Origin of the sequence: Aeromonas sp. Y311-2, assembly GCF_027706025.1 — a bacterium.
GTDB classification, from domain to species: domain Bacteria; phylum Pseudomonadota; class Gammaproteobacteria; order Enterobacterales; family Aeromonadaceae; genus Aeromonas; species Aeromonas veronii.
This window is the reverse complement of sequence record NZ_JAPDCL010000026.1, coordinates 41,376-68,163: the sequence shown is the minus strand read 5'-3', so window position 1 is coordinate 68,163 and position 26,788 is coordinate 41,376. Positions and strand designations below refer to the sequence as shown.

The 26,788-nt window shown below is 58.2% G+C and carries 23 protein-coding genes; 13 read left to right on the top strand and 10 right to left on the bottom strand.

Annotated elements, in window-relative coordinates; translation table 11 throughout:
- Positions 1 to 215: 215 nt before the first annotated feature.
- The 4 genes from hemG to pepQ are packed head-to-tail and all read right to left on the bottom strand — an operon-like array spanning position 216 to position 4,181.
- Positions 216 to 740 carry a menaquinone-dependent protoporphyrinogen IX dehydrogenase gene (hemG, locus tag OKC42_RS19480; protein WP_005339483.1) on the bottom strand — a complete coding sequence of 175 codons (525 nt, stop codon included), beginning with the start codon at positions 738 to 740 and terminating at the stop codon, positions 216 to 218.
- 7 nt (positions 741 to 747) lie between these two features.
- Positions 748 to 2,205, bottom strand: a complete 1,458-nt coding sequence (locus OKC42_RS19475; RefSeq protein WP_005339482.1) for a TrkH family potassium uptake protein — start codon at positions 2,203 to 2,205, stop codon at positions 748 to 750.
- 36 nt (positions 2,206 to 2,241) lie between these two features.
- Positions 2,242 to 2,859, bottom strand: coding sequence for a YigZ family protein (locus OKC42_RS19470; protein ID WP_040069890.1), 618 nt, complete (start codon positions 2,857 to 2,859; stop codon positions 2,242 to 2,244).
- Entirely contained in the window at positions 2,859 to 4,181 is a 1,323-nt protein-coding gene (gene pepQ / locus OKC42_RS19465) for a Xaa-Pro dipeptidase (RefSeq protein WP_270820673.1), read from the bottom strand. Before pepQ ends, OKC42_RS19470 begins: the two co-directional genes overlap by 1 nt.
- 191 nt (positions 4,182 to 4,372) lie before the next feature.
- Between pepQ and OKC42_RS19460 the strand changes: the two genes are divergently transcribed.
- From OKC42_RS19460 to OKC42_RS19435, 6 genes are all read left to right on the top strand, one after another.
- On the top strand, positions 4,373 to 6,310 hold the full coding sequence (locus OKC42_RS19460) for an acetoacetate--CoA ligase (RefSeq protein ID WP_270820672.1): 1,938 nt from the start codon (positions 4,373 to 4,375) through the stop codon (positions 6,308 to 6,310).
- Positions 6,311 to 6,514: 204 nt separating this feature from the next.
- Positions 6,515 to 8,662: a fatty acid oxidation complex subunit alpha FadB gene (gene fadB, locus OKC42_RS19455; RefSeq protein ID WP_270820671.1), complete on the top strand. Its 2,148-nt coding sequence runs from the start codon at positions 6,515 to 6,517 to the stop codon at positions 8,660 to 8,662.
- 21 nt (positions 8,663 to 8,683) lie between these two features.
- Positions 8,684 to 9,847 carry an acetyl-CoA C-acyltransferase FadA gene (gene fadA / locus OKC42_RS19450; protein WP_005355952.1) on the top strand — a complete coding sequence of 388 codons (1,164 nt, stop codon included), beginning with the start codon at positions 8,684 to 8,686 and terminating at the stop codon, positions 9,845 to 9,847.
- A 278-nt stretch (positions 9,848 to 10,125) separates the two neighbouring features.
- Positions 10,126 to 10,848 carry a response regulator gene (locus OKC42_RS19445; protein ID WP_005339475.1) on the top strand — a complete coding sequence of 241 codons (723 nt, stop codon included), beginning with the start codon at positions 10,126 to 10,128 and terminating at the stop codon, positions 10,846 to 10,848.
- Positions 10,845 to 12,290, top strand: coding sequence for an ATP-binding protein (locus tag OKC42_RS19440; protein WP_005339474.1), 1,446 nt, complete (start codon positions 10,845 to 10,847; stop codon positions 12,288 to 12,290). Before OKC42_RS19445 ends, OKC42_RS19440 begins: the two co-directional genes overlap by 4 nt.
- 4 nt (positions 12,291 to 12,294) lie before the next feature.
- On the top strand, positions 12,295 to 13,533 hold the full coding sequence (locus tag OKC42_RS19435; protein WP_270820669.1) for an ABC transporter substrate-binding protein: 1,239 nt from the start codon (positions 12,295 to 12,297) through the stop codon (positions 13,531 to 13,533).
- Between the two features lie 75 nt (positions 13,534 to 13,608).
- Here the strand turns inward: OKC42_RS19435 and OKC42_RS19430 are convergent, their stop codons facing one another.
- Positions 13,609 to 13,800, bottom strand: coding sequence for a hypothetical protein (locus OKC42_RS19430; protein WP_005339471.1), 192 nt, complete (start codon positions 13,798 to 13,800; stop codon positions 13,609 to 13,611).
- Positions 13,801 to 13,969: 169 nt separating this feature from the next.
- Between OKC42_RS19430 and tusA the strand changes: the two genes are divergently transcribed.
- Both tusA and OKC42_RS19420 read left to right on the top strand, forming a co-directional pair.
- Positions 13,970 to 14,215, top strand: coding sequence for a sulfurtransferase TusA (gene tusA, locus OKC42_RS19425; protein ID WP_005339470.1), 246 nt, complete (start codon positions 13,970 to 13,972; stop codon positions 14,213 to 14,215).
- Between the two features lie 21 nt (positions 14,216 to 14,236).
- A complete protein-coding gene (locus OKC42_RS19420; RefSeq protein WP_021229265.1) occupies positions 14,237 to 14,584 on the top strand; it encodes a RidA family protein in 348 nt (115 codons plus the stop codon).
- Between the two features lie 144 nt (positions 14,585 to 14,728).
- On the opposite strand, the gene OKC42_RS19415 is transcribed toward OKC42_RS19420, so the two are convergent.
- Positions 14,729 to 15,385, bottom strand: coding sequence for an OmpA family lipoprotein (locus OKC42_RS19415; RefSeq protein WP_005339468.1), 657 nt, complete (start codon positions 15,383 to 15,385; stop codon positions 14,729 to 14,731).
- 129 nt (positions 15,386 to 15,514) lie between these two features.
- On the bottom strand, positions 15,515 to 16,087 hold the full coding sequence (locus tag OKC42_RS19410) for a DNA-3-methyladenine glycosylase I (protein WP_005339466.1): 573 nt from the start codon (positions 16,085 to 16,087) through the stop codon (positions 15,515 to 15,517).
- A 222-nt stretch (positions 16,088 to 16,309) separates the two neighbouring features.
- On the opposite strand from OKC42_RS19410, the gene glyQ reads away from it, so the two are divergent.
- From glyQ to OKC42_RS19395, 3 genes are all read left to right on the top strand, one after another.
- Entirely contained in the window at positions 16,310 to 17,233 is a 924-nt protein-coding gene (gene glyQ, locus OKC42_RS19405) for a glycine--tRNA ligase subunit alpha (RefSeq protein WP_005339464.1), read from the top strand.
- A gap of 9 nt (positions 17,234 to 17,242) precedes the next feature.
- On the top strand, positions 17,243 to 19,312 hold the full coding sequence (gene glyS / locus OKC42_RS19400) for a glycine--tRNA ligase subunit beta (RefSeq protein WP_021229264.1): 2,070 nt from the start codon (positions 17,243 to 17,245) through the stop codon (positions 19,310 to 19,312).
- A 127-nt stretch (positions 19,313 to 19,439) separates the two neighbouring features.
- On the top strand, positions 19,440 to 20,093 hold the full coding sequence (locus tag OKC42_RS19395; protein WP_270820668.1) for a hypothetical protein: 654 nt from the start codon (positions 19,440 to 19,442) through the stop codon (positions 20,091 to 20,093).
- Here OKC42_RS19395 and OKC42_RS19390 read toward each other — a convergent pair.
- Entirely contained in the window at positions 20,037 to 20,648 is a 612-nt protein-coding gene (locus OKC42_RS19390) for a biosynthetic peptidoglycan transglycosylase (protein ID WP_270820667.1), read from the bottom strand. The genes OKC42_RS19395 and OKC42_RS19390 overlap by 57 nt on opposite strands.
- A 590-nt stretch (positions 20,649 to 21,238) precedes the next feature.
- Here OKC42_RS19390 and OKC42_RS19385 point away from each other — a divergent pair.
- Complete coding sequence (locus OKC42_RS19385) at positions 21,239 to 22,126, top strand: endonuclease/exonuclease/phosphatase family protein (protein WP_005357351.1); 888 nt, start codon at positions 21,239 to 21,241, stop codon at positions 22,124 to 22,126.
- A 488-nt stretch (positions 22,127 to 22,614) separates the two neighbouring features.
- Positions 22,615 to 23,109, top strand: a complete 495-nt coding sequence (locus OKC42_RS19380) for a DM13 domain-containing protein (protein ID WP_236297792.1) — start codon at positions 22,615 to 22,617, stop codon at positions 23,107 to 23,109.
- 74 nt (positions 23,110 to 23,183) lie between these two features.
- Here the strand turns inward: OKC42_RS19380 and OKC42_RS19375 are convergent, their stop codons facing one another.
- Both OKC42_RS19375 and OKC42_RS19370 read right to left on the bottom strand, forming a co-directional pair.
- Positions 23,184 to 25,448 (bottom strand): methyl-accepting chemotaxis protein, encoded by a 2,265-nt coding sequence (locus OKC42_RS19375; RefSeq protein WP_088868123.1) that lies wholly within the window; start codon positions 25,446 to 25,448, stop codon positions 23,184 to 23,186.
- A 251-nt stretch (positions 25,449 to 25,699) separates the two neighbouring features.
- Entirely contained in the window at positions 25,700 to 26,704 is a 1,005-nt protein-coding gene (locus OKC42_RS19370; RefSeq protein WP_005355925.1) for a substrate-binding domain-containing protein, read from the bottom strand.
- Positions 26,705 to 26,788: the final 84 nt, after the last annotated feature.

Genomic DNA, 26,788 nt, shown 5'->3' with positions numbered 1-26,788 from the left:
GGCGCCCGCTTCACAAGGAAGCTGGCTCATCAGGTTGGCGTGTTCCGCCGTGCTGGTAGGGGCGCATTATAGGGAGCCGCGCCGGGATGACAAGAGGAAAACTGCAAAAAATGGCACTTTTTACAGTTTTTCGGTTCAACCGTTGCTTTATTAAACAAAAGCCCCGCATCGGCGGGGCTGTTTCGGGCAAGAAACCCTGAATTCACATCACGCTGCTACCTTTTTGACCAGAATTCGCGGGCAAAGCTGCGCACCTTTTCCCAATCGGTAAATTCAATGTCCTTACTGGTGTCGGTACTGCCACCGGTAATCTTCATGATCAGCTGGATGATGCGCGTCTGCCACCAGTTATAGCGGGAGTACTGCAGCGCACCGGCAAAGACGCCCAGGGTTTTCGGCTTCCAGGGAGAGAGGCGCAGGAACTTCTTCATATAAGCATTGGTTTGCGGCGTCTGCTTCTCTGGCTTGCGGGCCGTCAGGTTGACACAGAAGAAGGCCGCATTGGCCACCTCCAACTGCTCCTGATGAGCGTGAATAAAGCTGAACAGGCTGGGGTGGAAGTTGCCATAACGGATAGAGGCGCCGATCAAGACCTTGGCATACTTGCTGAGGTTGCACATCGGCAAGGTGTGCAGGTCGTGCATCACCACTTCGCATCCCGGCATCTGCTCCAGCATGACATCGACTATTTTGCGGGTTTGGCCATCCCGAGAGGAATAAAGCACCAGAATCTTGTCCATAACAACCTCAACTACGCCAGAATGCAGGAGTAAACAGTACCAGAAGCGTGAAAATTTCCAATCGGCCAAACAACATGGCCAACACCAGTACCCACTGGGCCGCTGGCGAGATATTGCCGAAGTTGGCTGATACCTCTCCCAAACCCGGGCCTACGTTGGTGAAAGCCGCAGCAACAGCGGTGAATGCGGTCACTTCGTTCAGCCCCGTCATCAGCAACAGCAGCATGAACATAAAGAAGAGAATAATATAGGTGGCGAAGTAGCCCCACACCGCCTCGACGATGCGCTCGGGCACCGCCCGATTCCCCAGCTTCAAGGTATAGATGGCTCTGGGGTGAACCAACCGCTTCAACTCGCGCATCCCCTGCATGAACAGGATCATAAAACGCATCACCTTGATGCCGCCGCCAGTACTGCCCGCACAACAGCCGATAAATGCTGAGAACATCAGCAGCATGGGCAGGAACGAGGGCCAGTCGGCATAGGTCGTGGTGCTGTAGCCGGTGGTGGTCCCCAGAGAGACCGCCTGGAAAAGACCGTGATTGAGCGCCTCTTGCCAGGTGGCGTAGTGTCCGTGGGTCAGCAAGGCGACAAAGCAGATCATCACCAGGGTCGCCTGGATGGCCAGAAACACCTTGAGTTCAGAATCGTAAAGGTAGCGACCGAGCCGCACCGGGCGGTGAGAGAAAACGGTAAAGTGGAGCGCAAAGTTCACGCTGGCCAGCAGCAGGAACACCACGGTAATCAGGTTGATGACCGGACTGTTGAAGAAACCGATGCTGGCATCGTGAGTGGAGAAGCCACCGACCGACAGAGTCGAGAACGAATGGCAGACCGCATCGAACAGCGTCATTCCGGCGAGCCAGTAGGCCAGCGCACAGAGTGCGGTGAGCAGCAGATAGATGAACCAGAGCGCCTTGGCCGTTTCGGCGATGCGCGGCGTCACCTTGGTATCCTTCACTGGCCCTGGGATCTCGGCGCGATAGAGCTGCATGCCCCCGATACCCAGCAGTGGCAGAATGGCCACCGCCAGTACGATGATCCCCATCCCCCCCAGCCACTGCAGCAACTGGCGATAGAACAGGAACGCCTTGGGCAGATTATCGAGCCCGGTCAGTACCGTTGCCCCTGTGGTGGTCAGGCCGGAAAAAGATTCGAAGAAGGCCTCCGAGACTGACATATCCGGCACATCGCTCATGATAAAGGGCACCGCCCCCACACTGCCCAGCACGGTCCAGAACAGCACCACAATCAGAAAGCCCTCTTTCGAGCGCATCTCCTTCTTGTGATAGCGATTGGGAAACCAGAGCACCACGCCGAGCAGCAGGGCGATCAGAAAAGAGCTGACGAACTCGGCACCACCACCATCCCGATAGCCAAAGGCCACCAGTGCAGGCAACAGCATGGTCGAGCTGAACAGCGCAACCAGCAGGCCAACAATGCGAATAATGCTCAGAATGTGCATTACAGCTCCCTTTCCCCAATTAAAGAGCGATGGATTCTAGCCATCTAAGGGGCTGAGGGATACCCGCCCATGAGTCCGGTCGGTCAATTCACGGTCCACCTGAGCCCAAACTGAGGACTCCCACGCCACCTGCAAGGTGACCTGCTGACCGTAATCGGCCGCCAGCAATTCGCCATTATGGCTGCTGATCAGCGACTCGACCGTCCCCATGTCACCGTAATCGCAGTGAATGAGAGAGGGAGTGCGCGGCACCTTGAGCAGGGTGGGCAGTTGCTTGAGGGCGGCACCGACGCCGCCCCCATAGGCTTTGACCAGTCCACCGGTGCCAAGCTGGATGCCGCCGTAGTAACGCACTACCACGGCGCAGATTTCACCGAGCCCCGAGCCCATCAACTGGGCCAGGATCGGCTTGCCCGCAGTACCGGAAGGTTCGCCGTCATCGCTGAAGCCATAAACCTGACTATCTTGCGGCGCACCAGCCACAAAGGCCCAGCAGTGATGGCGCGCGGCCGGATGTTGGCGTTTGATCTCGTTGACCCACCCCTTGGCCGCCTCGACGGTCGGGGTGTGGGCGATCAGGGTAATGAAGCGGCTCTTCTTTATCTCTTCGGTCAACTCCAGCGGGGCAGCCGGAATGGAGTACGCTGCCGCCATCAGAGTCCTGCTTGTCTGGTCATGTTCTCCACCCCGTTGGCGTGCAGCACCACGTTGTCTTCGATGCGGATGCCGCCGAACGGCCGCAGCGCCTCTACCTTGTTCCAGTTGACCCGTTTGCCCTGTTCGCCCTGACGCAGCGGCTCCAGCAAACTGTCGATGAAGTAGAGTCCCGGCTCGATGGTGAACACCTGATCCACCTCCATCACCCGGGTGCAGCGCAGATAGGGGAACAGCTCGGGCGCCGCCAGGTGGGTGCCGCGCTCATCCTGCATGAAACCACCCGCATCATGCACCTGCAAACCGAGGAAGTGGCCGAGGCCGTGAGGGAAGAACACATTGGTCACCCCGGTGTTGATCATCTCGTCTACCGACATATCCACCAGCTCGGTCGCTTGCAGCAGGCGCGCCAGCTTGTGATGCATCTGCAGGTGTAGCTCGCTGTAACGACGACCCGGCTTGATCTCCTTGATGATCTCCTGCTGCTGCTCGTCGAGGGCAGCAATCAGATCGGCAAACTCGCCTCGCCGCCACGCCCAGGTGCGGGTGATGTCGGAGGCATAACCGTGAAAATCGACGCCGGCATCGATCAGGAAGGAGTGGCGCTCCGCATCGGGCACCCGCAAGGCAGACAAATGGGTGTAGTGAAGGATGGCTGCGTTGCGGTTGATGGCGACGATATTGCCGTAGGGCGCCTCATTGGCCCCCTGCCCGACCGCCTTCATGTAGGCCAGATTGATCTCGAACTCGCTAGCCCCCGCCATAAAGGAGTCCTTGGCGGCGATATGGCCGCGCACCCCGATCCGGTTCGCCTCGCGCAGACACTCCAGCTCGTAGGGGGTTTTGTAGGCGCGGTGATAGTGCAGGTAGTTGAGCACAGCCTCTGGATTGGGCTGGGTCAGCCCCAGCAGATCGGCCACTTCCAGATGCCCCCCCAGATAGGCCCACTCCTGCTTGTTGGCAGGTAGATGGTCGGCCACCTGTTCCGGCCGGGTCAGGAAACGGATATCGAAGAACTCGACCCAGAAGGCATTGGGCAGATCCGCTACCTTGTGCCAGAAATCCACCGGGCGGTAGAACAGCAGGATTGGTTTGTTCACCCCGTCCACCAGCAGCCAGCAGTGGGGATTGTCCAGCACTGGCAACCAAGCCTTGAAGTGGGGGTTTACCTTGAACGGGTAATCCTGATCATCGAGGAAGATGCGGTGAGTCTGGCCGGAGTGGATGGCCAGTCCGCTGAGCCCCTGTTGTTGCAGAATGTCGCGGGTACGCTGCTGCAAGGTATCGAGGTGCTGGGCAAAAAGTTGGCTGTAGCTGCTCATGGCGTCCTGCTCCGAGGTGAATGTGATTGCAGCATAACATCAAGCGCTTGGCGGCTCGACCCGTCAAGCTGCCGCTTCGTGAGGTAACGCATACGTTACAAACGTGTTTGTTATCAACAGAAAACCAATCATTAACAAATCAAAAACAATTCAATACACTGCCGGTAGATACATGAAGTCAGGGATTACTCATGGACAACCTCTGCCTGTGGCAACCGGATCCGCTCGGGATGCAGCAATCCAACCTCTACCGTTTTATGGCGGAGGTGAACCGTTTCCACGGCTTGCAGTTGCAGAACTACCCGCAGCTTTACCAATGGTCGGTGGAGAAGACCACCCGTTTCTGGCCGCTGGTATGGCAGCACTGTGGCGTCAAGGGAGAGCTCGGCAACATAGTGGCGGAAAACCGTCAGGATATGCAGCGCACCCGCTGGTTCCCCGACAGCCGCCTCAACTTCGCCGAAAACCTGCTGCGCCGCCAGGACGAGAGCCCGGCCATCATCTCCCGCATCGAAGGGAGCCCTAGCCGTACCCTGAGCTGGGGTGAACTGGGGGAACAGGTTGCCCGGCTGGCGCAGTGGCTGCGTCATCAGGGGATTGGTCGTGGCGATGTGGTCGCCGCCTATCTGCCCAATATTCCGGAAACCGTGGTTGCCATGCTGGCAACCACCAGCCTCGGGGCGATCTGGACCTCCACCAGCCCCGACTTCGGTGAAGCCAGCGTGGTGGAGCGCTTCGGCCAGACCCGGCCGCGAGTGCTGTTTGCGGTGGATGGCTATCGCTACAACGGCAAAGCTATCGATATTCAGGACAAAGTAGCAGGGGTCGTCAGCCAGATCGGCAGCATAGAGCAGACTGTGATGATCCCCCTGCTCGGCAACCCGCTGCAGCTTGGCCACGACTGGCAGCAAGTGCTGGCGAGCCAGCACGATGCCCAGCTCACCTTCGAGCCGATGGCTTTCAACGACCCGCTCTATATCCTCTATTCATCCGGCACCACCGGCAAACCCAAGTGCATCGTGCACGGCATCGGCGGCACCCTGCTGCAACACCTGAAAGAACACCAGCTGCACTGCGACATCAAGCCGGGGGAGCGGATCTTCTACTTCACTACCTGTGGCTGGATGATGTGGAACTGGCTGGTGAGCGCGCTCGCCTCCGGTGCCACCCTGGTGCTCTATGACGGCTCGCCATTTTATCCGGATGGCAACGTGCTGTGGGATCTGGCCCGCGAAGAGCAGGTCAGCTTGTTCGGTACCTCGGCCAAGTATCTCGATGCGCTGCACAAGCAGGGTTACGCCCCCATCAAGACCCACGACTTACCGCACTTGCGGCTGATCTGCAGCACCGGCTCCGTGCTGTCGCCGGAGGGGTTTGACTACGTCTACCAGCAGATCAAGCAGGATGTGCAGCTCAGCTCCATCTCAGGCGGCACCGATATCTGCTCCTGCTTCGTCATCGGCAACCCGCTCAGCCCTGTCTATCGCGGCGAGAGTCTGGGGCGTGGCCTCGGCCTCGCGGTGCAGGTATTCAACGAAGCGGGCCAGTCGGTGCAGGGGGAGAAGGGCGAGCTGGTCTGCACCAAGCCGTTCCCGGCCCAGCCCATCTACTTCTGGGGCGACGAGAATGGTGACAAGTACCACGCCGCCTACTTCGAGCGGTTCGACAACATCTGGTGCCACGGTGACTGGATCGAGCTGACCCCGACCGGTGGCATTCTGTTCTACGGCCGCTCCGACGCCACCCTCAATCCGGGCGGCGTGCGCATCGGCACCAGCGAGATCTACCGCTATGTCGAGCAGCTCGACGAAGTGGAAGAGAGCATCGTCATCGGCCAGCAGTGGCAGCAGGACGAGCGGGTGGTGCTGTTCGTCAAGCTCAAGGCGGGCTGCAAGCTGGATGAGCCGCTGCGCGAGCGGATCCGTCAGCAAATAAAGCAGCACTGCACCGCCCGCCACGTGCCCGCCCGCATCCTGCAGGTGGATGCCATCCCTCGCACCAAGTCCGGCAAGATCGTCGAACTGGCGGTGCGGGAGGTGGTACACAACAGACCCGTCAACAATACTCATGCCCTCGCCGATCCCGAGGTGCTGAACCAGTATCGCAACCGGCCTGAACTGGCCAGTTGATAACAAACTCACATCTATCCGAGGCGCCGCAAGGCGCCTCTCTTTCGCCCGTTTTGTGATGAAGAGCTTTTACTCGAGATCTGTTAAACAAATGTTTTAAATAGGTGTTGAAAATGTCTCCTTTTGGATCAATAGTGAGCCTCGCCCCCTGCTGGGGATTAAGGAGCACCACTCCCCACTGAGTGGGAACAAGGAGACACTCTCATGATCTACCAAGGCGAAACCCTGTCGGTCAGCTACCTCGAAAACGGCATTGCCGAGCTGAGGTTTGATGCCCCGGGTTCAGTCAACAAGCTGGATCGCGCTACCCTGCTCTCCCTGAGCGAAGCGATCGCCGCATTACAACAAGAACGTGAACTAAAAGGTCTGATCCTCACCTCCGGCAAAGACGCCTTTATCGTCGGTGCCGACATTACCGAATTCCTGGAACTGTTCGATCTGCCGCAAGAAGATCTGCTCGGCTGGCTGAAAAAGGCCAACGACATCTTCAATGCCATCGAAGATCTGCCGGTTCCGACCCTCTCCGCCATCAAGGGCCACGCCTTGGGCGGCGGCTGCGAGACCATTCTCTCCACCGACTTCCGTCTGGCTGACACCACAGCCAAAATCGGCCTGCCCGAGACCAAACTCGGCATCATGCCGGGCTTTGGCGGCACCGTCCGCCTGCCGCGAGTGATCGGCGCTGACAACGCGCTCGAGTGGATCACCACCGGCAAGGATTACCGTGCCGATGACGCCCTCAAGGTGGGTGCCATCGATGCCGTGGTCGCCCCCGACGCGCTGCAGAGCGCTGCGTTGCAGATGATCAAAGACGCCATCGCGGGCAAGCTGGACTGGCAGAGCCGTCGCGCCGCCAAAAAAGCCCCGCTGCGCCTCTCCAAACTGGAAGCCATGATGAGCTTCACCACCGCCGCCGGCATGGTTGCCGCCGTGGCGGGCAAACACTATCCGGCGCCGATGACTGCGGTGAAAACCGTCGAGGCCGCCGCAGGTATGGGCCGTGACGAAGCGCTGGTCGTCGAGGCACAGGGCTTTATCAAGCTGGCCAAGACCGACGTGGCCAAGGCGCTGGTCGGTATCTTCCTCAACGATCAGCACATCAAGGCGCTGGCCAAGAAGGCTGCCAAGCAGGCGAGCAAGGCCACCAGCCACGCCGCCGTACTGGGTGCTGGCATCATGGGCGGCGGCATCGCCTACCAGTCTGCCAGCAAGGGCATTCCGGCGGTGATGAAGGACATCAACGAGAAGGCGCTGGCACTTGGCATGAATGAGGCCACCAAGCTGCTCAACGGCCAGCTCGAGAAGGGCCGCATCGACGGCATCAAGATGGGCCAGGTACTCTCTGCCATCACTCCGACCCTCAGCTATGACAACGTCAAAGGCGTGGACGTAGTGGTCGAAGCCGTGGTCGAGAATCCCAAGGTGAAAGCCGCCGTACTGGGCGAAGTGGAAGGGATCATTGGCGAAGACGCCGTGCTCGCCAGCAACACCTCCACTATCCCAATCTCCCTGCTGGCCAAGGGGCTGAAGCGCCCGCAGAACTTCTGCGGCATGCACTTCTTCAACCCGGTGCACCGCATGCCACTGGTGGAGATCATCCGCGGCGAGCAGACCTCCGATGAAACCATCAACCGCGTGGTGGCCTACGCCGCCGCCATGGGCAAGTCCCCTGTGGTGGTCAACGATTGCCCGGGCTTCTTCGTCAACCGGGTGCTGTTCCCCTACTTCTTCGGCTTCAACAAGCTGGTCGCCGATGGCGCCGACTTCGCCGCCGTCGACAAGGTGATGGAGAAAGAGTTCGGCTGGCCCATGGGCCCCGCTTACCTGCTGGATGTAGTCGGTATCGACACCGGTCACCATGCCGGTGACGTGATGGCGCAGGGCTTCCCGGCACGCATGAGCAAGGAAGGTCGCACTGCCATCGACGTGATGTACGAAGTGAACCGCTTCGGTCAGAAGAACGGCAAGGGCTTCTACGCCTACGAGCAGGACAAGAAGGGCAAGCCGAAGAAGGTGGCCGACGCCGCCAGCTACGAGCTGCTGGCCCCCATCGCCAAGCCGAAACAGGATTTCGACAAGGACGCCATCATCGCTCGCATGATGATCCCGATGATCAATGAGGTGGTGCTCTGTCTGGAAGAGGGCATTGTCGCCACGCCAGCCGAAGCCGACATCGCGCTGGTCTACGGTCTGGGCTTCCCTCCCTTCCGCGGCGGCGTGTTCCGCTATCTGGACACTATCGGTCTGGATCGCTACGTGGCCATGGCCGACCAGTATGCCGATTTGGGCCCGCTCTACCGCGTCAGCGACAAGCTGCGTGAGATGGCGGCCCAGGGCAAAACCTTCTACTGATTGCGGAAAGGAGATCCATTCATGAAAGACGTAGTCATTGTCGACTGTATCCGGACCCCGATGGGCCGGTCCAAGGGCGGCGCCTTCCGCAACGTGCGTGCAGAAGATCTGTCCGCGCACCTGATGAAATCCATCCTGCTGCGCAACCCCAACCTCGACCCGAACGAGATCGAGGATATCTACTGGGGCTGCGTGCAGCAGACCTTGGAGCAGGGCTTCAACATCGCCCGCAACGCCGCGCTGCTGGCCGGTATTCCGAAGCAGGTGGGGGCGGTTACCGTCAACCGCCTGTGTGGCTCCTCCATGCAGGCGCTGCATGATGCCTCCCGCGCCATTCAGGTAGGTGATGGGGATATCTTCATCATCGGCGGCGTCGAGCACATGGGCCACGTGCCGATGAGCCACGGCGTCGACTTCCATCCCGGCATGGCCAAGTCGGTGGCGAAAGCCTCCGGCATGATGGGGTTGACCGCCGAGATGCTCGGCAAGCTGCACGGCATCAGCCGTCAGCAGCAGGACGAGTTTGCGGCCCGCTCCCATCGCCGTGCCCACGCGGCAACCGTGGAAGGACGTTTTGCCAAGGAGATCGTCGGGCTGGAAGGCCACGACGCCAGCGGCGCCCGCTTCTTCTACGACTACGACGAGGTGATTCGCCCGGAGACCACGGTTGAAACCCTGAGCCAGCTGCGCCCGGTGTTCGACCCGGTCAACGGCACCGTCACCGCCGGCAGCTCCTCGGCGCTGTCCGATGGCGCCGCCGCCATGCTGGTGATGAGCGCGGATCGCGCCAAGGCCCTCGGCCTCACGCCGCGCGCCAAGGTACGTGCCATGGCCATCGCTGGCTGTGACGCCGCCATCATGGGTTACGGCCCGGTGCCGGCCACCCAGAAGGCGCTCAAGCGTGCCGGTCTGACTGTCGGTGATATCGACCTGTTCGAGCTGAACGAGGCGTTTGCCGCCCAGTCCCTGCCCTGCGTGAAGGATCTGGGTCTGCAGGATCAGGTGGACGAGAAGGTGAACCTGAACGGCGGCGCCATTGCGCTGGGCCACCCGCTCGGCTGCTCCGGCGCCCGCATCTCCACCACCCTCATCAATCTGATGGAGGAGAAGGATGCCACCCTGGGGGTTGCCACCATGTGTATCGGTCTGGGTCAGGGCATCGCCACCGTGTTTGAACGGGTGTGATAACCAGCCGGATCGACGGGATGCACTACTGAGAGTTGTCCCTTTTCGGGGCCAGTCTGACTGGCCCCTTTTCAAGTCTGTGACGATCGCCACACGGGGTGCTCGTCAGTGGTCAGAAGCTGTCTGTTGGCCGTCCCGTTTGGGTCGGCCTTTTTTCGTTTTAATCTTATCAATAGGCTGTTATTGCCTTAAACCTCACATTAGATAGGGGGCTTGCTTGCTTTTTACTCCCCCGACAGGTTCAATCTGCACAAAAAAATGGGTGGATGCACATACATATGTCAATGAGCAAACAACTGCTGATCGTCGATGACGACCAAGAGATCCGCGAGCTGCTCAATGAGTACCTGACTCGGGCGGGCTTTCAGGTATTGACGGCGGCGGAGGGCAATGAGATGCGCCAGCAACTCGCCCAGCACAGCCCGGACCTGATTATTCTGGACATCATGATGCCCGGCGAGGACGGTTTTACCCTCTGCCAGCAGATCCGTCGTGACTCCCAGGTGCCCATCATCATGCTGACCGCTGCCTCCGACGAAGCGGATCGGGTGATCGGCCTGGAACTCGGCGCCGACGACTATATCGCCAAACCGTTCAGCCCCCGTGAACTGCAGGCCCGCATCAAGGCGCTGCTGCGCCGCGCCGAATTCCGCCAGCCGGAAAAAGAGAAAGAGCCGAGCCGCCGCCTGCGTTTTGCCGAGTGGACCCTCGACACCCTGAGCCACCAGCTGACCCATGATGATGGCAGCCTGCTGGATCTCTCCGGCAGCGATGCCATGCTGCTCGGCATGTTCCTGCAGCAGCCCGGCGTGGTGCTGGATCGGGACACCATCTCGGATGCCACCCGCGGCCGCGAAAGCCTGCCGATGGAGCGCGGTATCGACGTGCAGATCAGCCGTCTGCGCCAGAAGCTGGGCGACAACGGCAAGAGCCCGCGCATCATCAAGACCATTCGCGGCAGTGGCTACATGCTGATTGCCGAGGTGCACGAGCTGCCATGAGCAACAAGTGGTCCTGGGGGGCGCTGGTGCCCCGCTCCCTGTTGTCACGGATGATCCTGCTGTTGTTGCTGGCCATCCTGCTCTCCCAGACCATTCTGACCGGCATCTGGATGCAGCAGATCCAGAAGCGGGAACTGGAGGGGATGCTCAGCACCACCCGCAACCTCGCCATGTCTGCCGCTTCCACCGTCAACTTCTTCAAATCCCTGCCGCTGCAGTATCGCCATATCGCGCTGGACCAGCTGCGCAACATGGGGGGCAGCCGCTTCTTCGTCTCACTCAACGAAGAGGAGATCCACATCAACGCCATCCCCGACAGCGAACGCAAGACGCAGGTGCTGGAGGAGGTGCAGGGAGTGCTGACCCGCAAGCTCTCCGACGCCATGGCGATCAAGGTGGACTTCTCCCGACCCGATGACCTCCACGTCTTCAACAACGACACCTTGCTGGCGGATCTCCCCTCCTCCTGGGCCCGCTACACCCTGTCGCTGGAACCGCTCAATCCACCGGTACTGGTGACCCAGATCGAGATTGAGAAGGGGGAGTGGCTCTATCTGGCGGCCCTGCTGCCCGCCCCCTACATGACCCTCGACGATACCGTGATGCCGAGCAACCAGGTGCGTTTCATCGCCCTGATGACGGTGTTCCTCTGCTTCTTCACCTTTATGCTGGTGCGCTGGCAGACCCGGCCGCTGCGCCGTCTCGCCAAGGCGGCGGTCAATCTGGGCAAGGATATCGACCAGCCTTCGCTCAAAGAGGAAGGGGCGTCGGAAATCGTGGCGGCCACCCGCGCCTTCAACATCATGCAGCACCGCATTCGTCGCTATATCGACGATAGAGAGCGGCTGTTCAGCTCCATCTCCCACGACCTCAAGACCCCCATCACCCGACTGCGACTGCGGGTCGAGCTGCTCGATGACGAGGTGCAAATCGCCAAGTTCAACAAGGATCTCGACGAACTGGAGCTGATGGTGAAAGGGGCGCTGCAGACGGTCAAAGAGACCGACATTCACGAGAATATCGAGGAGATCGACATCAACGCCCTGCTGGAGCAGATGGCGGAGTCGATGAACCTGCACGACGAGCGGCTGACCATCGAAGGCCACTGCAAGTGGCCCTATCGCGGCAAGCTGCTGGCGCTCAAGCGCTGCATCGGCAATCTGGTAGACAACGGCATCAAGTACGGCCAGCGGGTACGCATCATCATCATGGATGACGAGGAGATGCTGATCCTCTTTATCATGGATGAGGGCCCCGGCCTGCCGGACGATCAGTTCGAGCGCATTTTCGAACCCTATTATCGGCTCAGTACCGATCAGGCCGGCACCGGCCTCGGTCTTGGCATCGCCCGCAACATAGCCCACGCCCACGGCGGCGATCTGGTGCTGGAAAACCGTCCGCAAGGTGGCCTGCAGGCCACGCTCTCCCTACCAAGGCAGTAACCTTATGAAGTGGTTGTCTTTTTCTGTCATCGCCCTGCTCTCTGCTCCCGTCGCCGCCTCCCAGGTGGAAGTGCTGCACTGGTGGACGTCCGGCGGCGAAGCGAAAGCGGTCGAAGTGCTCAAATCCGAGTGGACCAAACAGGGCAACCAGTGGAACGACTTCGCGGTACAGGGCGGCGGCGGCAAGAGCGCCATGACGGTATTGAAGAGCCGGGCGCTGGCGGCCAACCCGCCCGAAGCGGCCCACCTCAAGGGTTACGAGCTCAAGGAGTGGGCCGGACTCGGCTTTTTGCGCGATCTCACCCCCATGGCGGAGCACCTAGGCTGGTACAGTCAGATGCCGCCCATGGTGCGTGCTACCCTCAGCCAGAACGGCGCCCTGATGGCGGTGCCGACCGGCATCCACCGGGTCAACTGGTTGTGGCTCAACCGCAAGGTGTTCGAGCAACAAAAGCTCACCCCTCCCACCGACTGGGCCCAGTTCGTGACGGTCGCCGACAAGCTTAAAAAGCGGGGCATCACTCCGCTCGCCATCGGCAACGAGCCCTGGCAGCTGGCCGTCCTGTTTGAAACGGTGGCGCTCGGTGAAGGGGGCAAGCAGTTCTATCGCAAAGCCTTTGTGGAACAGGACAGCGCCACCCTGACCGGCCCCGACATGGTGCGGGTCCTGACCCGCTTCCAGCAGCTGCGCGCCTACGTACCGCAAAAGTACGCCGGACTGAAATGGCATCAGGCCACCAATCTGCTGGAGAGCGGCGGCGCCGCCATGCAGGTGATGGGTGACTGGGTAAAAGGGGAGCTGCTCGCCGGCAACTACCGGCCGGGTGAGGATATCGCCTGCCTGCCGAGCCCGGGCAGCGCCGGACTGTTCAGCTACAACCTCGACTCCATCGCCATGTTCAAACAGCGGGATCCGGCCCAGCTGCAGGCGCAGGGGGATCTGGCCCAGCTGCTGATGACGCCAAAATTCCAGGAAGAGTTCAATCGGGTGAAGGGGTCGATCCCGGCGCTGACCAATCCCGACATGAGCAAGTTCGACCGCTGCGCCGTCCGCTCCTATCAGGATTTCCTGCTGGCGGAAAAGCAGGACAACCTGCTGCCCAGCATGGCGGAGGGGATGGCGACGCCGACCAATATGCGGCAGGCAATCCTCGATGTGCTGAGCAACTTCTTCAACGACCCCAAGGCCAACCCGGAGCAGACGGCGCTGCATCTGGAGCGGGCGATGCGCTCGACCCGCTGATCCGGGCACATTGCCAAACGGCAGAAATGACAAAGGCGGAATTGCTCCGCCTTTGTTGTTGAATCGTCATCCGATTCAGGATTGATCGTTCTCGTCCTCATCCTCGTCATAGTAATCGCTGAGCTCGATCCAGAGCCCCAACCCGACCATCACCATGGAGCCGAACCAGGTACCGGTATTCCCGATCGGGCTGCCCATCACTATCATGGCGAAGGACAAGAACCCCATGCCTGCATAGGCTTGTAATCTGCCGTAGGAGACCTGCATATTCACCTCCTTGTTGAATATGGTTCAATTTTTATATTACTCGTCCGGCGCAAGCTGGATAGGGTCGAATAACATTTCGGTTACATATGCTGGTTAATGGGTCGTTTGTTTGATTATTTTTTAGCCCTGAGTATCATTGGCAGCCGAATAGGTTGAAGGTTGATAATAGATGAGTGATTTATTCTGCGGCGCAACTCATGAGTTGGACGCAATCGGGCTTCGTTGCCCGGAACCCGTTATGATGGTTCGCAAGAAAGTGAGGCTGATGGCGGATGGCGAGACCCTGCTGGTCAGCGCCGACGATCCTTCAACCACCCGCGACATCCCCAGTTTCTGCCGCTTTATGGATCACACCCTGGTCGCCAGCGAGACAGAGCAGGCCCCCTACCGCTATCTGATCCGCAAGGGTCAATAAGCCCCTGTACCGGAGCACTCCATGACAACCATTACCCGAATCGGCACCACCCAGCGTTGGTCAGACGTGGTCATCCACAATGGCACCCTCTACGTGGTGGAAGTGCCCGTCAGCGAAGAGGCCGACATCCACCAGCAGACCCGCGAAGTGCTGGCAAGCCTGCAGCGCCTGCTGGAAGCCAACGGCTCCGGCGTCGACAAGATCCTGATGGCCAACATCTATCTCAAAGACATTGGTGACATCGCGGCCTTCAACGAGCAGTGGGATGCCTGGATCCCGGCTGGCACCGCCCCCGTGCGCGCCTGCGTACAAGCCCGCTTAGCCCATGAAGGCTACAAGGTGGAAGTGCAGCTGACTGCCGCTGTCTAAGAGGCGCTTATCCCCCTCATCCCCGCCCCTTCTCCCACGAGGGGAGAAGGGAGCAAACAACAAGGCGTCATTGCTCGCCACGGCGCCAATAGAAAGGCCCCGCCATCACTGGCGGGGCCTTTTCGTTACCGAAACCTGAGCGACTTAGGCGGTAGGGGTCAGGGTAATGGTCACGCGGCGGTTCTGGGCTTTGCCAGCGGCTGTGCTGTTGGTAGCAACCGGCTGATCAGGGCCCACGCCGGTGGTGGAAATGCGGCTACCTGCTACGCCCTGACCAATCAGCTGGGCGGCAACGGCATCGGCACGATCGCGGGAGAGCTTCATGTTCAGATCGCGGGAACCAGTGCTGTCGGTGTGACCGACCACGTTCAGGCGGGTCTTGTCGAACTCGGCAACCACCATGGCCACACCGGAGAGGGTGTTGGCTCCGGCCGCTTTCAGCTGGGAGCTGGAGCTGTCGAAGGTGACGTTGTTCGGCATGTTGAGGATCAGCTCATTGCCATTACGGGTCACGCTGACGCCGGTGCCCTGCAGCTTCTCGCGCAGCTTGGCTTCCTGCACGTCCATGTAGTAGCCGATACCGCCACCCAGCGCCGCGCCGGCAGCAACGCCGGTCAGGATGCCCTTCTTGCGGTCACCCTTGCTGGAAGAGAGCGCACCTACGGCCGCACCGGCAGCGGCGCCAGCCAGCGCGCCCCAGGCACCTTTGGAGGTCTGGGATTCACCTGTGTAGGGGTTGGTGGTACAGCCGCTCAGGGCAACGGTCAGTGCCAGAGCAGGCACCAGGATCTTGGCTCGCATGAAAAAACCTCTGTGAAAACAATCCGGCACCATGCCGGGGGCCGGATTGTAACGCGCTGGCACGCCATTGTCTGACGCAAGCCTGAACAGATGGCGAGAGTGGTGTTTTTTTGGGCAATCGGCGGGCTGTCAGCGCGGTAACTGACACTCGGCGTGGCAAGGACAGCTGACCAGATGATCGTTCACCATCCCCACCGCCTGCATAAAGGCGTAACAGATAGTGCTGCCGACGAAGTTGAAGCCGAGCTTCTTGAGCGCTTTCGACATGGCATCCGACTCCGGCGAGGTGGCCGGAATATCGCCGTTGCCCTGCCGCTGGTTGACGATGGGGGCGCCGCCAACAAAGCCCCATAGGTAGTCGGCGAAGTCGATCCCCTGCTCCTGCAACGCCAGATAAGCGCGGGCATTTCTGATGATCGACTGCACCTTGAGCCGGTTGCGGATAATGCCGCTGTCCTGCATCAATCGCTCCACATCCTGCTCGTCGAACCGGGCAATCTGCACCGGATCAAAGTCGGCATAGGCGCGGTAGTAGCTCTCGGTACGCTTGAGGATGGTGATCCACGACAGCCCCGCCTGCTGGCCGTCGAGGCAGAGCTTGGCAAACAGCTCGCGGGCGTCATAGACCGGCCTGCCCCACTGTTTGTCATGGTATTCAATGTATTCCGGGTCCTTGGTCACCCAGGCGCAGCGCAGTTCCATTTCCTCTCCCTCGTTATTTCAGCGGCTTGCCCGACCCTGCCCACTCTGCAGGCGGCACTGCTCACATCATATACCGGACATCCCGCCCGACCAGCCATGGCGCAGCACCATCCCGCGAATCCGCTGCAATTTCGCCTATTATCCGACCATGCCAGACGGTATACTCCCTCGGTTCACATTCAGCAAATCTTGCTCTGATTTTCACTTCGCGCGAAAAAAATTATGCAAAAATTCGATGTCAAAACCTTTCAGGGCCTGATCCTGCAGCTGCAGGACTATTGGTCCCGCCAGGGCTGTACCATCATTCAGCCGCTGGATATGGAAGTGGGTGCCGGTACTTCCCACCCCATGACCTGTCTGCGTGCCCTGGGCCCGGAGCCCATCGCCTGCGCTTACGTGCAACCGTCCCGCCGTCCGACTGACGGCCGCTACGGTGAAAACCCGAACCGCCTGCAGCACTACTACCAGTTCCAGGTGATCATCAAGCCTTCCCCCGACAACATTCAGGAACTCTATCTGGGCTCCCTGAAAGAGCTGGGCATGGATCCCGAGATCCACGACATCCGCTTCGTGGAAGACAACTGGGAAAACCCGACTCTGGGTGCCTGGGGTCTGGGTTGGGAAGTGTGGCTGAACGGCATGGAAGTGACCCAGTTCACCTACTTCCAGCAAGTTGGCGGCCTCGAGTGCAAGCCGGTCACCGGCGAGATCACCTACGGTCTCGAGCGTCTGGCCATGTACATCCAGGGCGTGGACAGCGTCTACGATCTGGTCTGGTCTGACGGCCCGCTGGGCAAGACCACCTACGGCGACGTGTTCCACCAGAACGAAGTGGAGCAATCCACCTACAACTTCGAACACGCCGATGTGGAGTTCCTGTTCCACTGCTTCGAGCAGTACGAGAAGGAAGCTCAGAACCTGCTGGCACTGGAAAAACCGCTGCCGCTGCCTGCCTACGAGCGCATCCTCAAAGCCGCTCACTCCTTCAACCTGCTGGATGCCCGCAAGGCCATCTCGGTCACCGAGCGTCAGCGCTACATCCTGCGCATTCGCACCCTGACCAAGGCCGTGGCAGAGGCATACTACGCCTCCCGCGAAGCGCTGGGCTTCCCGATGTGTCAGCGCAGTGAGAACAAGCAAGGTTAAGGAACGGACATGGCACAACATACATTTCTGGTAGAGATCGGTACTGCTGAGCTGCCGCCCAAAGCCCTGCGCTCCCTGGCCGAAGCCTTTGCCGACAACTTCAAAGCCGAACTGACCAAGGCCGATCTGGCCTTCGGCGACGTCGAGTGGTTTGCTTCACCGCGCCGTCTGGCGCTGAAAGTGAGCGAGCTGGCGGGCGAACAGCCGAGCAAGAGCGTCGAAAAGCGCGGCCCGGCCGTGGCTCAGGCGTTCGATGCCGAAGGCAAGCCGACCAAGGCAGCCGAAGGCTGGGCCCGTGGCAACGGCATCACCGTTGAGCAGGCCGAGCGTCTGGTCACCGACAAGGGTGAGTGGCTGGTTCACACCGCCAAGGTCGAAGGCCGTCCGGCCGTCGATCTGCTGGGTGAGCTGGTTAGCCAAGCACTGGCCAAACTGCCCATCCCGAAAATGATGCGCTGGGGCGACAAGACCATCCAGTTCGTGCGTCCGGTCTTCACCGTGACCCTGCTGCTGGATGGCGAGCTGGTCCCCGCCCACATTCTGGGTATCGACTCTGCCCGCACCATCCGCGGCCACCGCTTTATGGGCGAGAGCGAATTCACCATCGACAACGCCAGCCAGTACCCGCAGATCCTGCAGGAGCGCGGCATGGTGATTGCCGACTTTATGGCGCGCAAGGCCAAGATCAAGGCTGACGTCGAAGCGGCCGCAGCCGCCTTCGGTGGCGTGGCCGATCTGGACGACGCCCTGCTGGAAGAAGTGACCGCACTGGTCGAGTGGCCGGTGGTGCTGACCGCCAACTTCGAAGAGAAGTTCCTGGCCGTGCCGGCAGAAGCGCTGGTGCACACCATGAAGGGTGACCAGAAGTACTTCCCGGTCTACGACAAAAACGGCAAGCTGCTGCCGAAGTTCATCTTCGTCACCAACATCGAGTCCAAAGACCCGAGCCAGATCATCAGCGGCAACGAGAAAGTGGTTCGCCCCCGTCTCTCTGACGCCGAGTTCTTCTTCAAGACCGACCTCAAGCAGACCCTGGCCTCCCGCCTGCCGCGCCTTGAAACCGTGCTGTTCCAGCAGCAGCTGGGCACCGTCAAGGCCAAGGTCGAGCGTATCGAGACCGTCGCCGGCTTTATCGCCGAGCGTATCGGCGCCGATGTGGCTCAGGCCAAGCGTGCCGGTCTGCTCTCCAAGTGTGACCTGATGACCAACATGGTCGGCGAGTTCACCGACACCCAGGGTGTCATGGGGATGCACTACGCCCGTCACGATGGCGAAGACGAAGCAGTGGCCGTGGCCCTCAACGAGCAGTACATGCCGCGCTTTGCCGGTGATGCCCTGCCGTCCGGTCTGGTTGCCTGCGCCGTCGCGCTGGCCGACAAGTTCGACACCCTGGCCGGTATCTTCGGCATCGGCATGCTGCCGAAGGGTGATAAAGACCCGTTCGCCCTGCGTCGCGCCGCCATCGGTGCCCTGCGCATCATGACCGAGAAGCAGCTGGATCTGGATCTGGTTGAACTGGTTGAAGAAGCGGTACGCGTCTACGGCGACAAGCTAACCAACAAAACCGTCGTTACCGACGTGGTCGACTTTATGCTGGGCCGCTTCCGCGCCGCCTATCAGGACGAAGGCATCGGTGCCGACGTGGTGCTGGCCGTACTGGCCCGCCGCCCGACCCGTCCGCTCGACTTCGATCGTCGCGTCAAGGCCGTCAGCCACTTCCGCACCCTGGATGCCGCACTGGCTCTGGCTGCCGCCAACAAGCGCGTGAGCAACATTCTGGCCAAGGTCGAAGGCGAATTGCCGACTGCCGTCAAACCGGAACTGCTGGTCGATGCCGCCGAGAAGGCGCTGGCCACCCAGGTTGCCGAACTGCAAGCCGAACTGGCCCCGCTGTTCGCTGCCGGTGACTATCAGGCTGCCCTCACCCGTCTGGCCGCCCTGCGCGAGCCGGTCGATACCTTCTTCAACGAAGTGATGGTGATGGCCGACGACGAAGCCCTCAAGGCCAACCGTCTGGCACTGCTGAACAACCTGCGCAACCTGTTCCTGCAAGTCGCGGATATCTCCCTGCTGCAGTGATGTTGGTTGGGTAGGTGATATTAAAAAAGGCGCCGTTAAGGCGCCTTTTTTTGAACACTTTATGATATTGAATATACGTTTAACTAAAGATATAGTGTTCAAAATATAATTAGGATGAGCCGTAAAGATGGAACTAGCAAATATAATCGTGAGCTTTTTTCTAACCGGTGTCGTTGGTCTATATGTATCAAGTCGCTTCCAAGAGAAGAACTTTCTACATCAAATAAAGACTAATCGTTCAGAGCGAGAAATTGATAAGCTGCGTGAAATAGCTAAGTCATTAGAAAAAATGTCTGGCGAGCGTATTTATTATAGCCGCCTGCTTCTCGACTCTCTGGCTGATAAAGAATTTAAAAAAGATAGTGATACATTACAACAAGCTAGGGAAGAATATAAAAAGGCTAAAAACAATTGGAATGAAAACTTAAACCCTTTATTCATAGAGCTTTACAGCATTGATATGTATTACTACGCTAGAGATATTGAAAGAAATATTCATAATAACTTTAGATATGCTCACAATTCGATTTACAAATTAATAAAAGACGGTCACTCTATAGACTCTATAATTTCGGGTAAAAGACATCTTGATTCTGCTTTTACAGAAACCAGAAGAATATCTTCAGAAATCATTAAACACTCCAATAGTCGTTGGAAACAGATTATGGATGGCGATACTGAAGCTTTGGCCGAGCATAATCTAACAAAAGCTTCAACTTGGACTCTATTTCGAGCCCTCTTCAACAAGAACCCGAACGCTCTGCGCATAAGACGCTCTTGATTTAACAATTTCAAACCATTCATTTTTTGGATTTAAAGGCTTTGGTCTCAATAACATAGCCGCAATAAATGCACTTTCATCCTTTTCTAGCATAGACAGATCTTTATTAAATAGTGCATTTGCTGCATTTTCTGCACCTATGAGACGAGAGCCAAAAAAAGCATTTTTTAAGTAGCAGCGTATTATTTGTTTTTTTGTGAAATGAAAATTGACCAGCCAAGACAGTAGCGTTTCATATAACTTTCTATATATTGTCATATCTTTAAATCTGGTAATGGTTCTAACCATTTGCATATCTATAGTACTAGCACCTCCATGTTTTTTTCTTCGTATTTTCTTGATCAGCTCTCTTGCAGATGCCTTGATATCAAAACCACAATGATTCACAAATCGACGGTCTTCCAAGGCCATCACATAATGCTCTAGTTCGGTAAACTCCCCATACTTATCTGACTCGCACATTTTATGTGAAATAGATAACAGGTCTCTGTTTAAATCAATTAATAGATTTCTGAATTTTCTATAATGTCGAGTATTAAATGGTTGGGCAGTCATATTTATAACCTGTTATAACACGCATGATATAAATGAGTCTTATATTACTTCACAGATTTATTAAAAACAATCCGTTACACCTCATAGAGATAGAGTTAACCATCACATAAACTATGTTTGTATAACTCATAGAATCACGAAACCTGTAGGTTCGATTAGCCGTCAGGCGTAATCGGACGTTCTCGTAAATAGACTCTCCCGCCATAACCGCCAGCCGAATTTCCACCTCCGGCTGGCCGACGCTGTTGCACGGCAACAACCGCAATCAAAGCTTCTCGTTCGTCCGATTACGCTGAGCTAATCGCACCTACAGAAAGTGGTAGCTTGTGGTATGTCTGCCTGACGCCGATCAACTATGGCTGGCACCATTCACACTGCTATTATTTTTTTTATAAATACCTGCTTAATAATGGGGCAATTGAAACTCCTGAATAGTGGGCTGCATCACAATAACAGCAAAAACAACTTGGTTAATTCTCATCGAAAACTTAGTGTATAAAAATCAGAGGTTGAATATAAAAACCTCCATAAAATCATTCCTTTTCCGATAAAAAATCACGCAAAAGACAGCATTTTCTATAGAGATATTTATGAACAAACTATACAGTCTTTTTTTCATTGGGGCGCTAACACTTCCACTCTGTGCCAATGCTCAGGATGGGCGAGCCAACAACAACCAGAACAGCCGTGAAGTGGCCAGCGCCATGAACGGGTTACCCAACAAGGTGTTTGCACAAAATAAAGGTCCATCCATCACTGTTGCCACTTTCAATATTGGTGCGGCAAAAGTGTCAAATATCAGCTCTATTGCAGCAGCAATAAAGGCTAGTTCAGCTGATATTGTTGCATTGCAGGAAGTTGATCAACTAACAAAGCGCAGTGGTAATATCGATCACTTGGCTGAATTAAAAAAACTCACCGGCATGAACGGTGTGTTTGGTGCAGCAATTGACTTCGATGGTGGTAAATATGGTTTGGCATTCTTGTCAAAATATCCGATCAAAACCAAAGAAATTGTACAACTGCCATCCGGTAACAGAGAACAACGAATAGCGCTGATCACCGAAGTTTCCGTGCCGGGCTTCCCGGCCACTATTACCGCAATCAACACCCATCTGGATACCAAGGAGAATCCAGAAATACGGATTGGCCAAATCCAGGAGCTTAATGACCGGACAATTGAAATTCGTGGCATAAAAGTGCTCATGGGTGATTTTAATGACACGCCAGAAACCACCAGCATCAAGGAAGTCACAAAATACTGGAACTCGATCACCCCACTAAATCGGGAGCATCGTACATGGCCTGCAAATAACCCTGAAATCGGGGTTGATTACATTTTTACCAGCAATGCGCAGCGCTGGAATATAAAAAATGTCACCATTCCAGCCAAGACTGGTGTTTATGCTGGTATCAATTGGCCAACCGTCAGCGATCATTTGCCAATTATGGCGACACTGCAATTAACCGAACAGTAATTTGGTGGTCAATTCCTGAGGCTTTTTGCTTTTATAGCATGCTCTTCTGGATATCACGCCCCGAGAGGAAAATACTCTCGGGGCTATGACATATCCCTCTTGCCAACCCATAGCCATTGATTAGCAGAAGATCTAATTAAGACTTGTTGTATATCGCTCTTTCCTCTACAGCTATCCCCGATTTCCCCCCTCCGGCTGGCCGCAACTGACTCACTGAAACAGCCGAGACAACACCCCCTAGCGAGTCCGATTGCGCTGCACTAAGCGAACCTACAGGCCTGCGGAGTATGCAACTTGGTACTGATTGGTCATTGTCAAATCCATCATGGCCCCGGCTTCGAAACCCTGCCCGAGGTGGATTTCGCCAGCCTGTAAGCCATATCAACCGCGGCTGCGCAAACATCCGGCTCCATAGCGCTGGATGACAAGCGGTTTAGCCAGCACCACTGCTATGATGCTGGCACCTGTTCATCAACGACCGAGATATCATGAAACGCAAAACCATGGCCCTGCTGCTGGGCACCCATCTGCTGGTCGCGGCGGCAGGGTTTGCCGCCGGTGTCTACACCCTACCAATCCTGATCGCGCCACCCGCCCCTGATACCGAGCTGGTAGCGGCCAGCCAGCAGCAAGCGAGATTCCACGGCACCTTTCGCCGGGATCTGAAAGACAGCGATCGGCTGCACTGGGGGGAGGGCAAGGTGAGCATAGGGCAGGATGCCATCAGTCTGATGGGCAAGCTGGCCCCCGGGCCGGACTACCAGCTCTACCTCTCCCCCGAGTTTGTCGAGACCGAAGCCGATTTTGCCCGCCTCAAGGATCAGATGGTGCGAGTCGGGCCGGTGAAGACCTTCGACAACTTTATCGTGCCGCTGCCCGCCACGATCGACCCGGCCCGCTACAGCAGCGTGATCGTCTGGTGTGAAACCTTCGGCCAGTTCATCACCGCCGCCCGTTATCAGGATCTGCGTCCGGAGCAGTAACCTCGCCCCAGACCCGCACCATGAAAAAGGGCTGACATCGCTGTCAGCCCTTTGGCTATCCGATCCGCTCGTCATTAACGCTCCGGCTTGGTCATCTCCTGCAGCAGCTGATCGATGCAGCCCACTACCTGCTCTGAGTTCTGCTCGATCTCGCGGTAGAGCGCCTCCGCCTCTTCATGCTTGTGCTGATTTTTCAGCTCGATAATCTGCTGGATCACCTGATGCAATCTGGCGTGGGGGGCGGCCATCGCCCTGAAGGCGGGTTGATCGCCGCAGCATGCCTGCCCTTCGCTGAAGTACCAGTGGCCAAGGCGGCACTCCTTGTCACTGACCGCCTCGCTGCGCGACAGCCCCTCCTGCCCATCCAGATAGGCACGCACCCGGGTCTTCCAGCCCATGTGAGCGGCGCGGGCGCGACTCAGCACCATCCGCACGTTGGAACCATCCTGGAACTGTCCGGCCAGATCCCCCAGCTTGTCCACCAGGGTCGCCACATGGCTGGCGATATGGGCGGTATCCCGCGCCACCAGCGTGGTGGCCTGGGAGATCTCGTGGACGCTGACGATATTGCGGGTGATCTCGTCGCTCACCGAGGATTGCTCCTCCGAGGCAGCGGCGATCTGGGTGTTCATGTCGCGAATGCTGTTGACCGCCCCCTTGATCCGGCCTAGGGCTTCTCCCGCCTGATTGGCCCGCTCCACCGACTCCCCCGCCCGCGAGACGCTGTGTTCGATCATGGTCACCGTGGTGCCCACCGCCCGTTGCAACTGCTCGATGGTGCCGCGGATCTCGGCGGTGGAGTGCTGGGTGCGCCCGGCCAGCGAGCGCACCTCGTCGGCCACCACCGCAAAACCGCGCCCCTGTTCCCCGGCCCGGGCCGCCTCGATGGCGGCGTTGAGGGCCAGCAGGTTGGTCTGCTCGGCGATGGACTGGATCACCGCCAGCACAGAGCCAATCTGCTCGCTGGCCTTGGCGACCTCTTTCACCGTGTTGCCCGCGCTGGCGATCTCCTCCGCCAGCTGTTCGATCATGTTGACGCTCTGCTGCACCACCTCATCACCGGTGACCGCCTGATTGTCCGCTTCGTTGGCCGCTTCGGCCGCCTGTGCCGTGTTGTTGGCCACCTCGTGTACCGTGCTGGTCATCTCGGTCATGGCGGTGGCTAGCTGGGTGGTCTGCTCCTGCTGGCGCGTCATGCTGCCAAGGTTGCCCGCCGCACTGCGCGACAGCCGCTCGCTCTCGCCAGCCAGTTCGCCCAGAGTGGCGGTGAGCTGGCTGATGGTGTCGCGGATCTTGGCAACAAAGCCATTGAACGCCGACCCGAGGCGGCGGATCTCCTCCGGCCCCGCCACCGGCAGCTTGCTGCCGAGATCGCCGGAGCCATTGGCCAGCGCCTCCAGCGCCTTGACGCTGTCGAGCAGCGGACGATTGATGCGATTGAGTGCGAACGCCATCACCATGGCAATCACCAGAGCCCCGACCAGAGAGATGATCGCCATCTGCCAGCCCTGACGAGCCAGATCGGCCACGACCAGACTGTGATCCCGGGTCAACTCGATGATACCGACCGCCTTGCCGGAGTAATCGCGCAGGGGTGCCGCCATCACCAGCAAATCACTCCCCTGTTGCGTCATATTGACGAAACGTTCCTCACCGGCCAGTACCGGCTGATACCACTCCATCGCCTCACCAAGCCGGGATGTGCCAACCAGCGTCACCAGCTTGCCCTGCTCAAACAGATAGATGGCGAGCTGTACCTGCTTGTCCAGCAGTTGGCCAAACAGCTTTTCATCCAGGGCACGACCGAACTCCACCGAACCGACCGGCTGCCCGTTGAAGGTGACCGGCACGACCCCGCGCAAACCGGTACCAGCCACGCCAATCTCCAGCCCGCCAACGGCATGATGCTCGCGATTCACCTCAACCACAGTGGGGCGAATGGCAGAGAGGTCATCACCGTGTTTTTCCGGCTTGTGTACCCGATAAAGAGATGTTGCTGGCGGCAGGTGGAACTGGAACTGCTCGATCCCCTGCGCCTTGATGGCGGGCCAGAGCGGATCAAACAGATTGGCGAGGGTCTGCCAATCCTTGTCGGCCACCGCCTTGGCTGCATCCGGCCGCTGGGCGATCAGGGTCGCCGCCAGCACGGTTTCATGGCTGGTATTTTTGATCACCGCTTCCACGTTCTGGAGCTGGCTCCGCAGTGCAGCCTGCTCGGCCGCGAGCGCCCGCTGGCGATTTTCAAACAGATTAAAGGTAAGCAGCACCACGGCGAGCAATACGATGCCGCCGATTGCCAGCAGCGTGATCTGGTGACCCAGCTTGCGAGGGGGGAACATAAGACACCATCCTTGACAGTCATACCCAACCTACAGGATGGAACGGTTAAGTCGGGAGTCCATCAGAACTTAACCCTTTGTTGATATTGATCAAACGATTAACAGGCAAAATGCGAGGTGGGTCAAACGGGGGGAATATTCACTCACAAGGCCGAGATCGGCACTGCGAGCCACAGGTTGAAAGTAACCAGCCCATAAACAAAAACCCCCTCGTGACAGAGGGGGTTTTTCGTGTTGGCAACGGGCGTGGATTAACGCAGCGGTTTGACCGAGCGACGGACAATCAGCTCGGGCTGTACCGTCATCGATTCCACTTCCAGCTCCTTGTTGCGGATCCGGCTGACCAGATGCTTCACCGCCAGCTGGCCCAGTTCGGCCTTCGGGTGACGGATGGTGGTCAGCGGCGGGCTGGAGAAGCGCGCCATCTCCACATCGTCGTAGCCGATGATGGAGATATCGTCCGGCACCTTGACTCCGGCTTCCCAGGCAGCGCAAATCGCGCCGATCGCCATGGGATCGTCGAAGGCAAAGACCGCGGTCGGACGAGGCTGCAGGGCCAGGATGCGCTGCATGGCATCGAAGCCGCTCTGGCTCTCGTAGTCCCCTTCAAAGACCTGTTCATCTTTGAGGGTCAGACCGTGCTCGCCCAGCGCATCACGTACCCCGTCCAGTCGCTGCTGGGTGGTCGGCTTGGAGAGCTGGCCAGTGATGCAGACGATGTCGCGGTGCCCCAGCTCCAGCAGATGGCGAACGGCCATGCGGGCGCCGATGCGGGCGTTGTCGTTGATAACGTTGGCGAAATCGCACTCCGTGCCCCAATCCAGTACCACCTGCGGCACGTTCTTGTGGATGCGCAGCATGTCACGCAACGGGGTGTCGATATCGGTACCCAATACCAGCAGTCCATCCACCCGTTTTTCCATCAGCATTCTCAGATAATGCTGTTGGCGAGGCGGCTGGTTTTCGGTGTTGCAGAGGATCAGGCTGTAGCCCTGTTCGAAGCAGTACGCTTCAACCCCTTGCACCACTTCTGCGAAGAAGGGGTTTACGCTGGTGGTCACCAGCATACCAATGGTCTTGGTCGAATTTATTTTAAGACTGCGCGCTACCGAGTTGGGCGCGTAGTTGAGTTCTGCCACCGCCTCAATCACTTTCTGGGTCGCGTCTTCGCTGACCCGCCGAGTGTGGTTGAGCACATGTGAGACGGTGGAGATGGATACGCCTGCGCGCGAGGCGACATCCTTGATAGTGGCCATCTCTGTCTCCTGACTGTCAAAGGCGGAACATTAGCAGATTTCCCGAATAAAGGCTTGGTTTTAACGAGCTCTGCCACGGAATTG

Bases quoted from the DNA above. Each gene is read 5' to 3' on its own strand.
- fadB (WP_270820671.1), top strand. From the start codon at position 6,515: ATGATCTACCAAGGCGAAACCCTGTCGGTCAGCTACCTCGAAAACGGC.
- OKC42_RS19430 (WP_005339471.1), bottom strand. From the start codon at position 13,800: ATGCAGGTCTCCTACGGCAGATTACAAGCCTATGCAGGCATGGGGTTC.
- OKC42_RS19420 (WP_021229265.1), top strand. From the start codon at position 14,237: ATGACAACCATTACCCGAATCGGCACCACCCAGCGTTGGTCAGACGTG.
- OKC42_RS19380 (WP_236297792.1), top strand. From the start codon at position 22,615: ATGAAACGCAAAACCATGGCCCTGCTGCTGGGCACCCATCTGCTGGTC.
- OKC42_RS19435 (WP_270820669.1), top strand. From the start codon at position 12,295: ATGAAGTGGTTGTCTTTTTCTGTCATCGCCCTGCTCTCTGCTCCCGTC.
- OKC42_RS19385 (WP_005357351.1), top strand. From the start codon at position 21,239: ATGAACAAACTATACAGTCTTTTTTTCATTGGGGCGCTAACACTTCCA.
- OKC42_RS19390 (WP_270820667.1), bottom strand. From the start codon at position 20,648: ATGACTGCCCAACCATTTAATACTCGACATTATAGAAAATTCAGAAAT.
- OKC42_RS19460 (WP_270820672.1), top strand. From the start codon at position 4,373: ATGGACAACCTCTGCCTGTGGCAACCGGATCCGCTCGGGATGCAGCAA.
- OKC42_RS19475 (WP_005339482.1), bottom strand. From the start codon at position 2,205: ATGCACATTCTGAGCATTATTCGCATTGTTGGCCTGCTGGTTGCGCTG.
- tusA (WP_005339470.1), top strand. From the start codon at position 13,970: ATGAGTGATTTATTCTGCGGCGCAACTCATGAGTTGGACGCAATCGGG.
- OKC42_RS19370 (WP_005355925.1), bottom strand. From the start codon at position 26,704: ATGGCCACTATCAAGGATGTCGCCTCGCGCGCAGGCGTATCCATCTCC.
- OKC42_RS19410 (WP_005339466.1), bottom strand. From the start codon at position 16,087: ATGGAACTGCGCTGCGCCTGGGTGACCAAGGACCCGGAATACATTGAA.
- OKC42_RS19395 (WP_270820668.1), top strand. From the start codon at position 19,440: ATGGAACTAGCAAATATAATCGTGAGCTTTTTTCTAACCGGTGTCGTT.
- OKC42_RS19445 (WP_005339475.1), top strand. From the start codon at position 10,126: ATGTCAATGAGCAAACAACTGCTGATCGTCGATGACGACCAAGAGATC.
- OKC42_RS19375 (WP_088868123.1), bottom strand. From the start codon at position 25,448: ATGTTCCCCCCTCGCAAGCTGGGTCACCAGATCACGCTGCTGGCAATC.
- OKC42_RS19415 (WP_005339468.1), bottom strand. From the start codon at position 15,385: ATGCGAGCCAAGATCCTGGTGCCTGCTCTGGCACTGACCGTTGCCCTG.
- hemG (WP_005339483.1), bottom strand. From the start codon at position 740: ATGGACAAGATTCTGGTGCTTTATTCCTCTCGGGATGGCCAAACCCGC.
- OKC42_RS19470 (WP_040069890.1), bottom strand. From the start codon at position 2,859: ATGGCGGCAGCGTACTCCATTCCGGCTGCCCCGCTGGAGTTGACCGAA.
- pepQ (WP_270820673.1), bottom strand. From the start codon at position 4,181: ATGAGCAGCTACAGCCAACTTTTTGCCCAGCACCTCGATACCTTGCAG.
- OKC42_RS19440 (WP_005339474.1), top strand. From the start codon at position 10,845: ATGAGCAACAAGTGGTCCTGGGGGGCGCTGGTGCCCCGCTCCCTGTTG.
- fadA (WP_005355952.1), top strand. From the start codon at position 8,684: ATGAAAGACGTAGTCATTGTCGACTGTATCCGGACCCCGATGGGCCGG.
- glyQ (WP_005339464.1), top strand. From the start codon at position 16,310: ATGCAAAAATTCGATGTCAAAACCTTTCAGGGCCTGATCCTGCAGCTG.
- glyS (WP_021229264.1), top strand. From the start codon at position 17,243: ATGGCACAACATACATTTCTGGTAGAGATCGGTACTGCTGAGCTGCCG.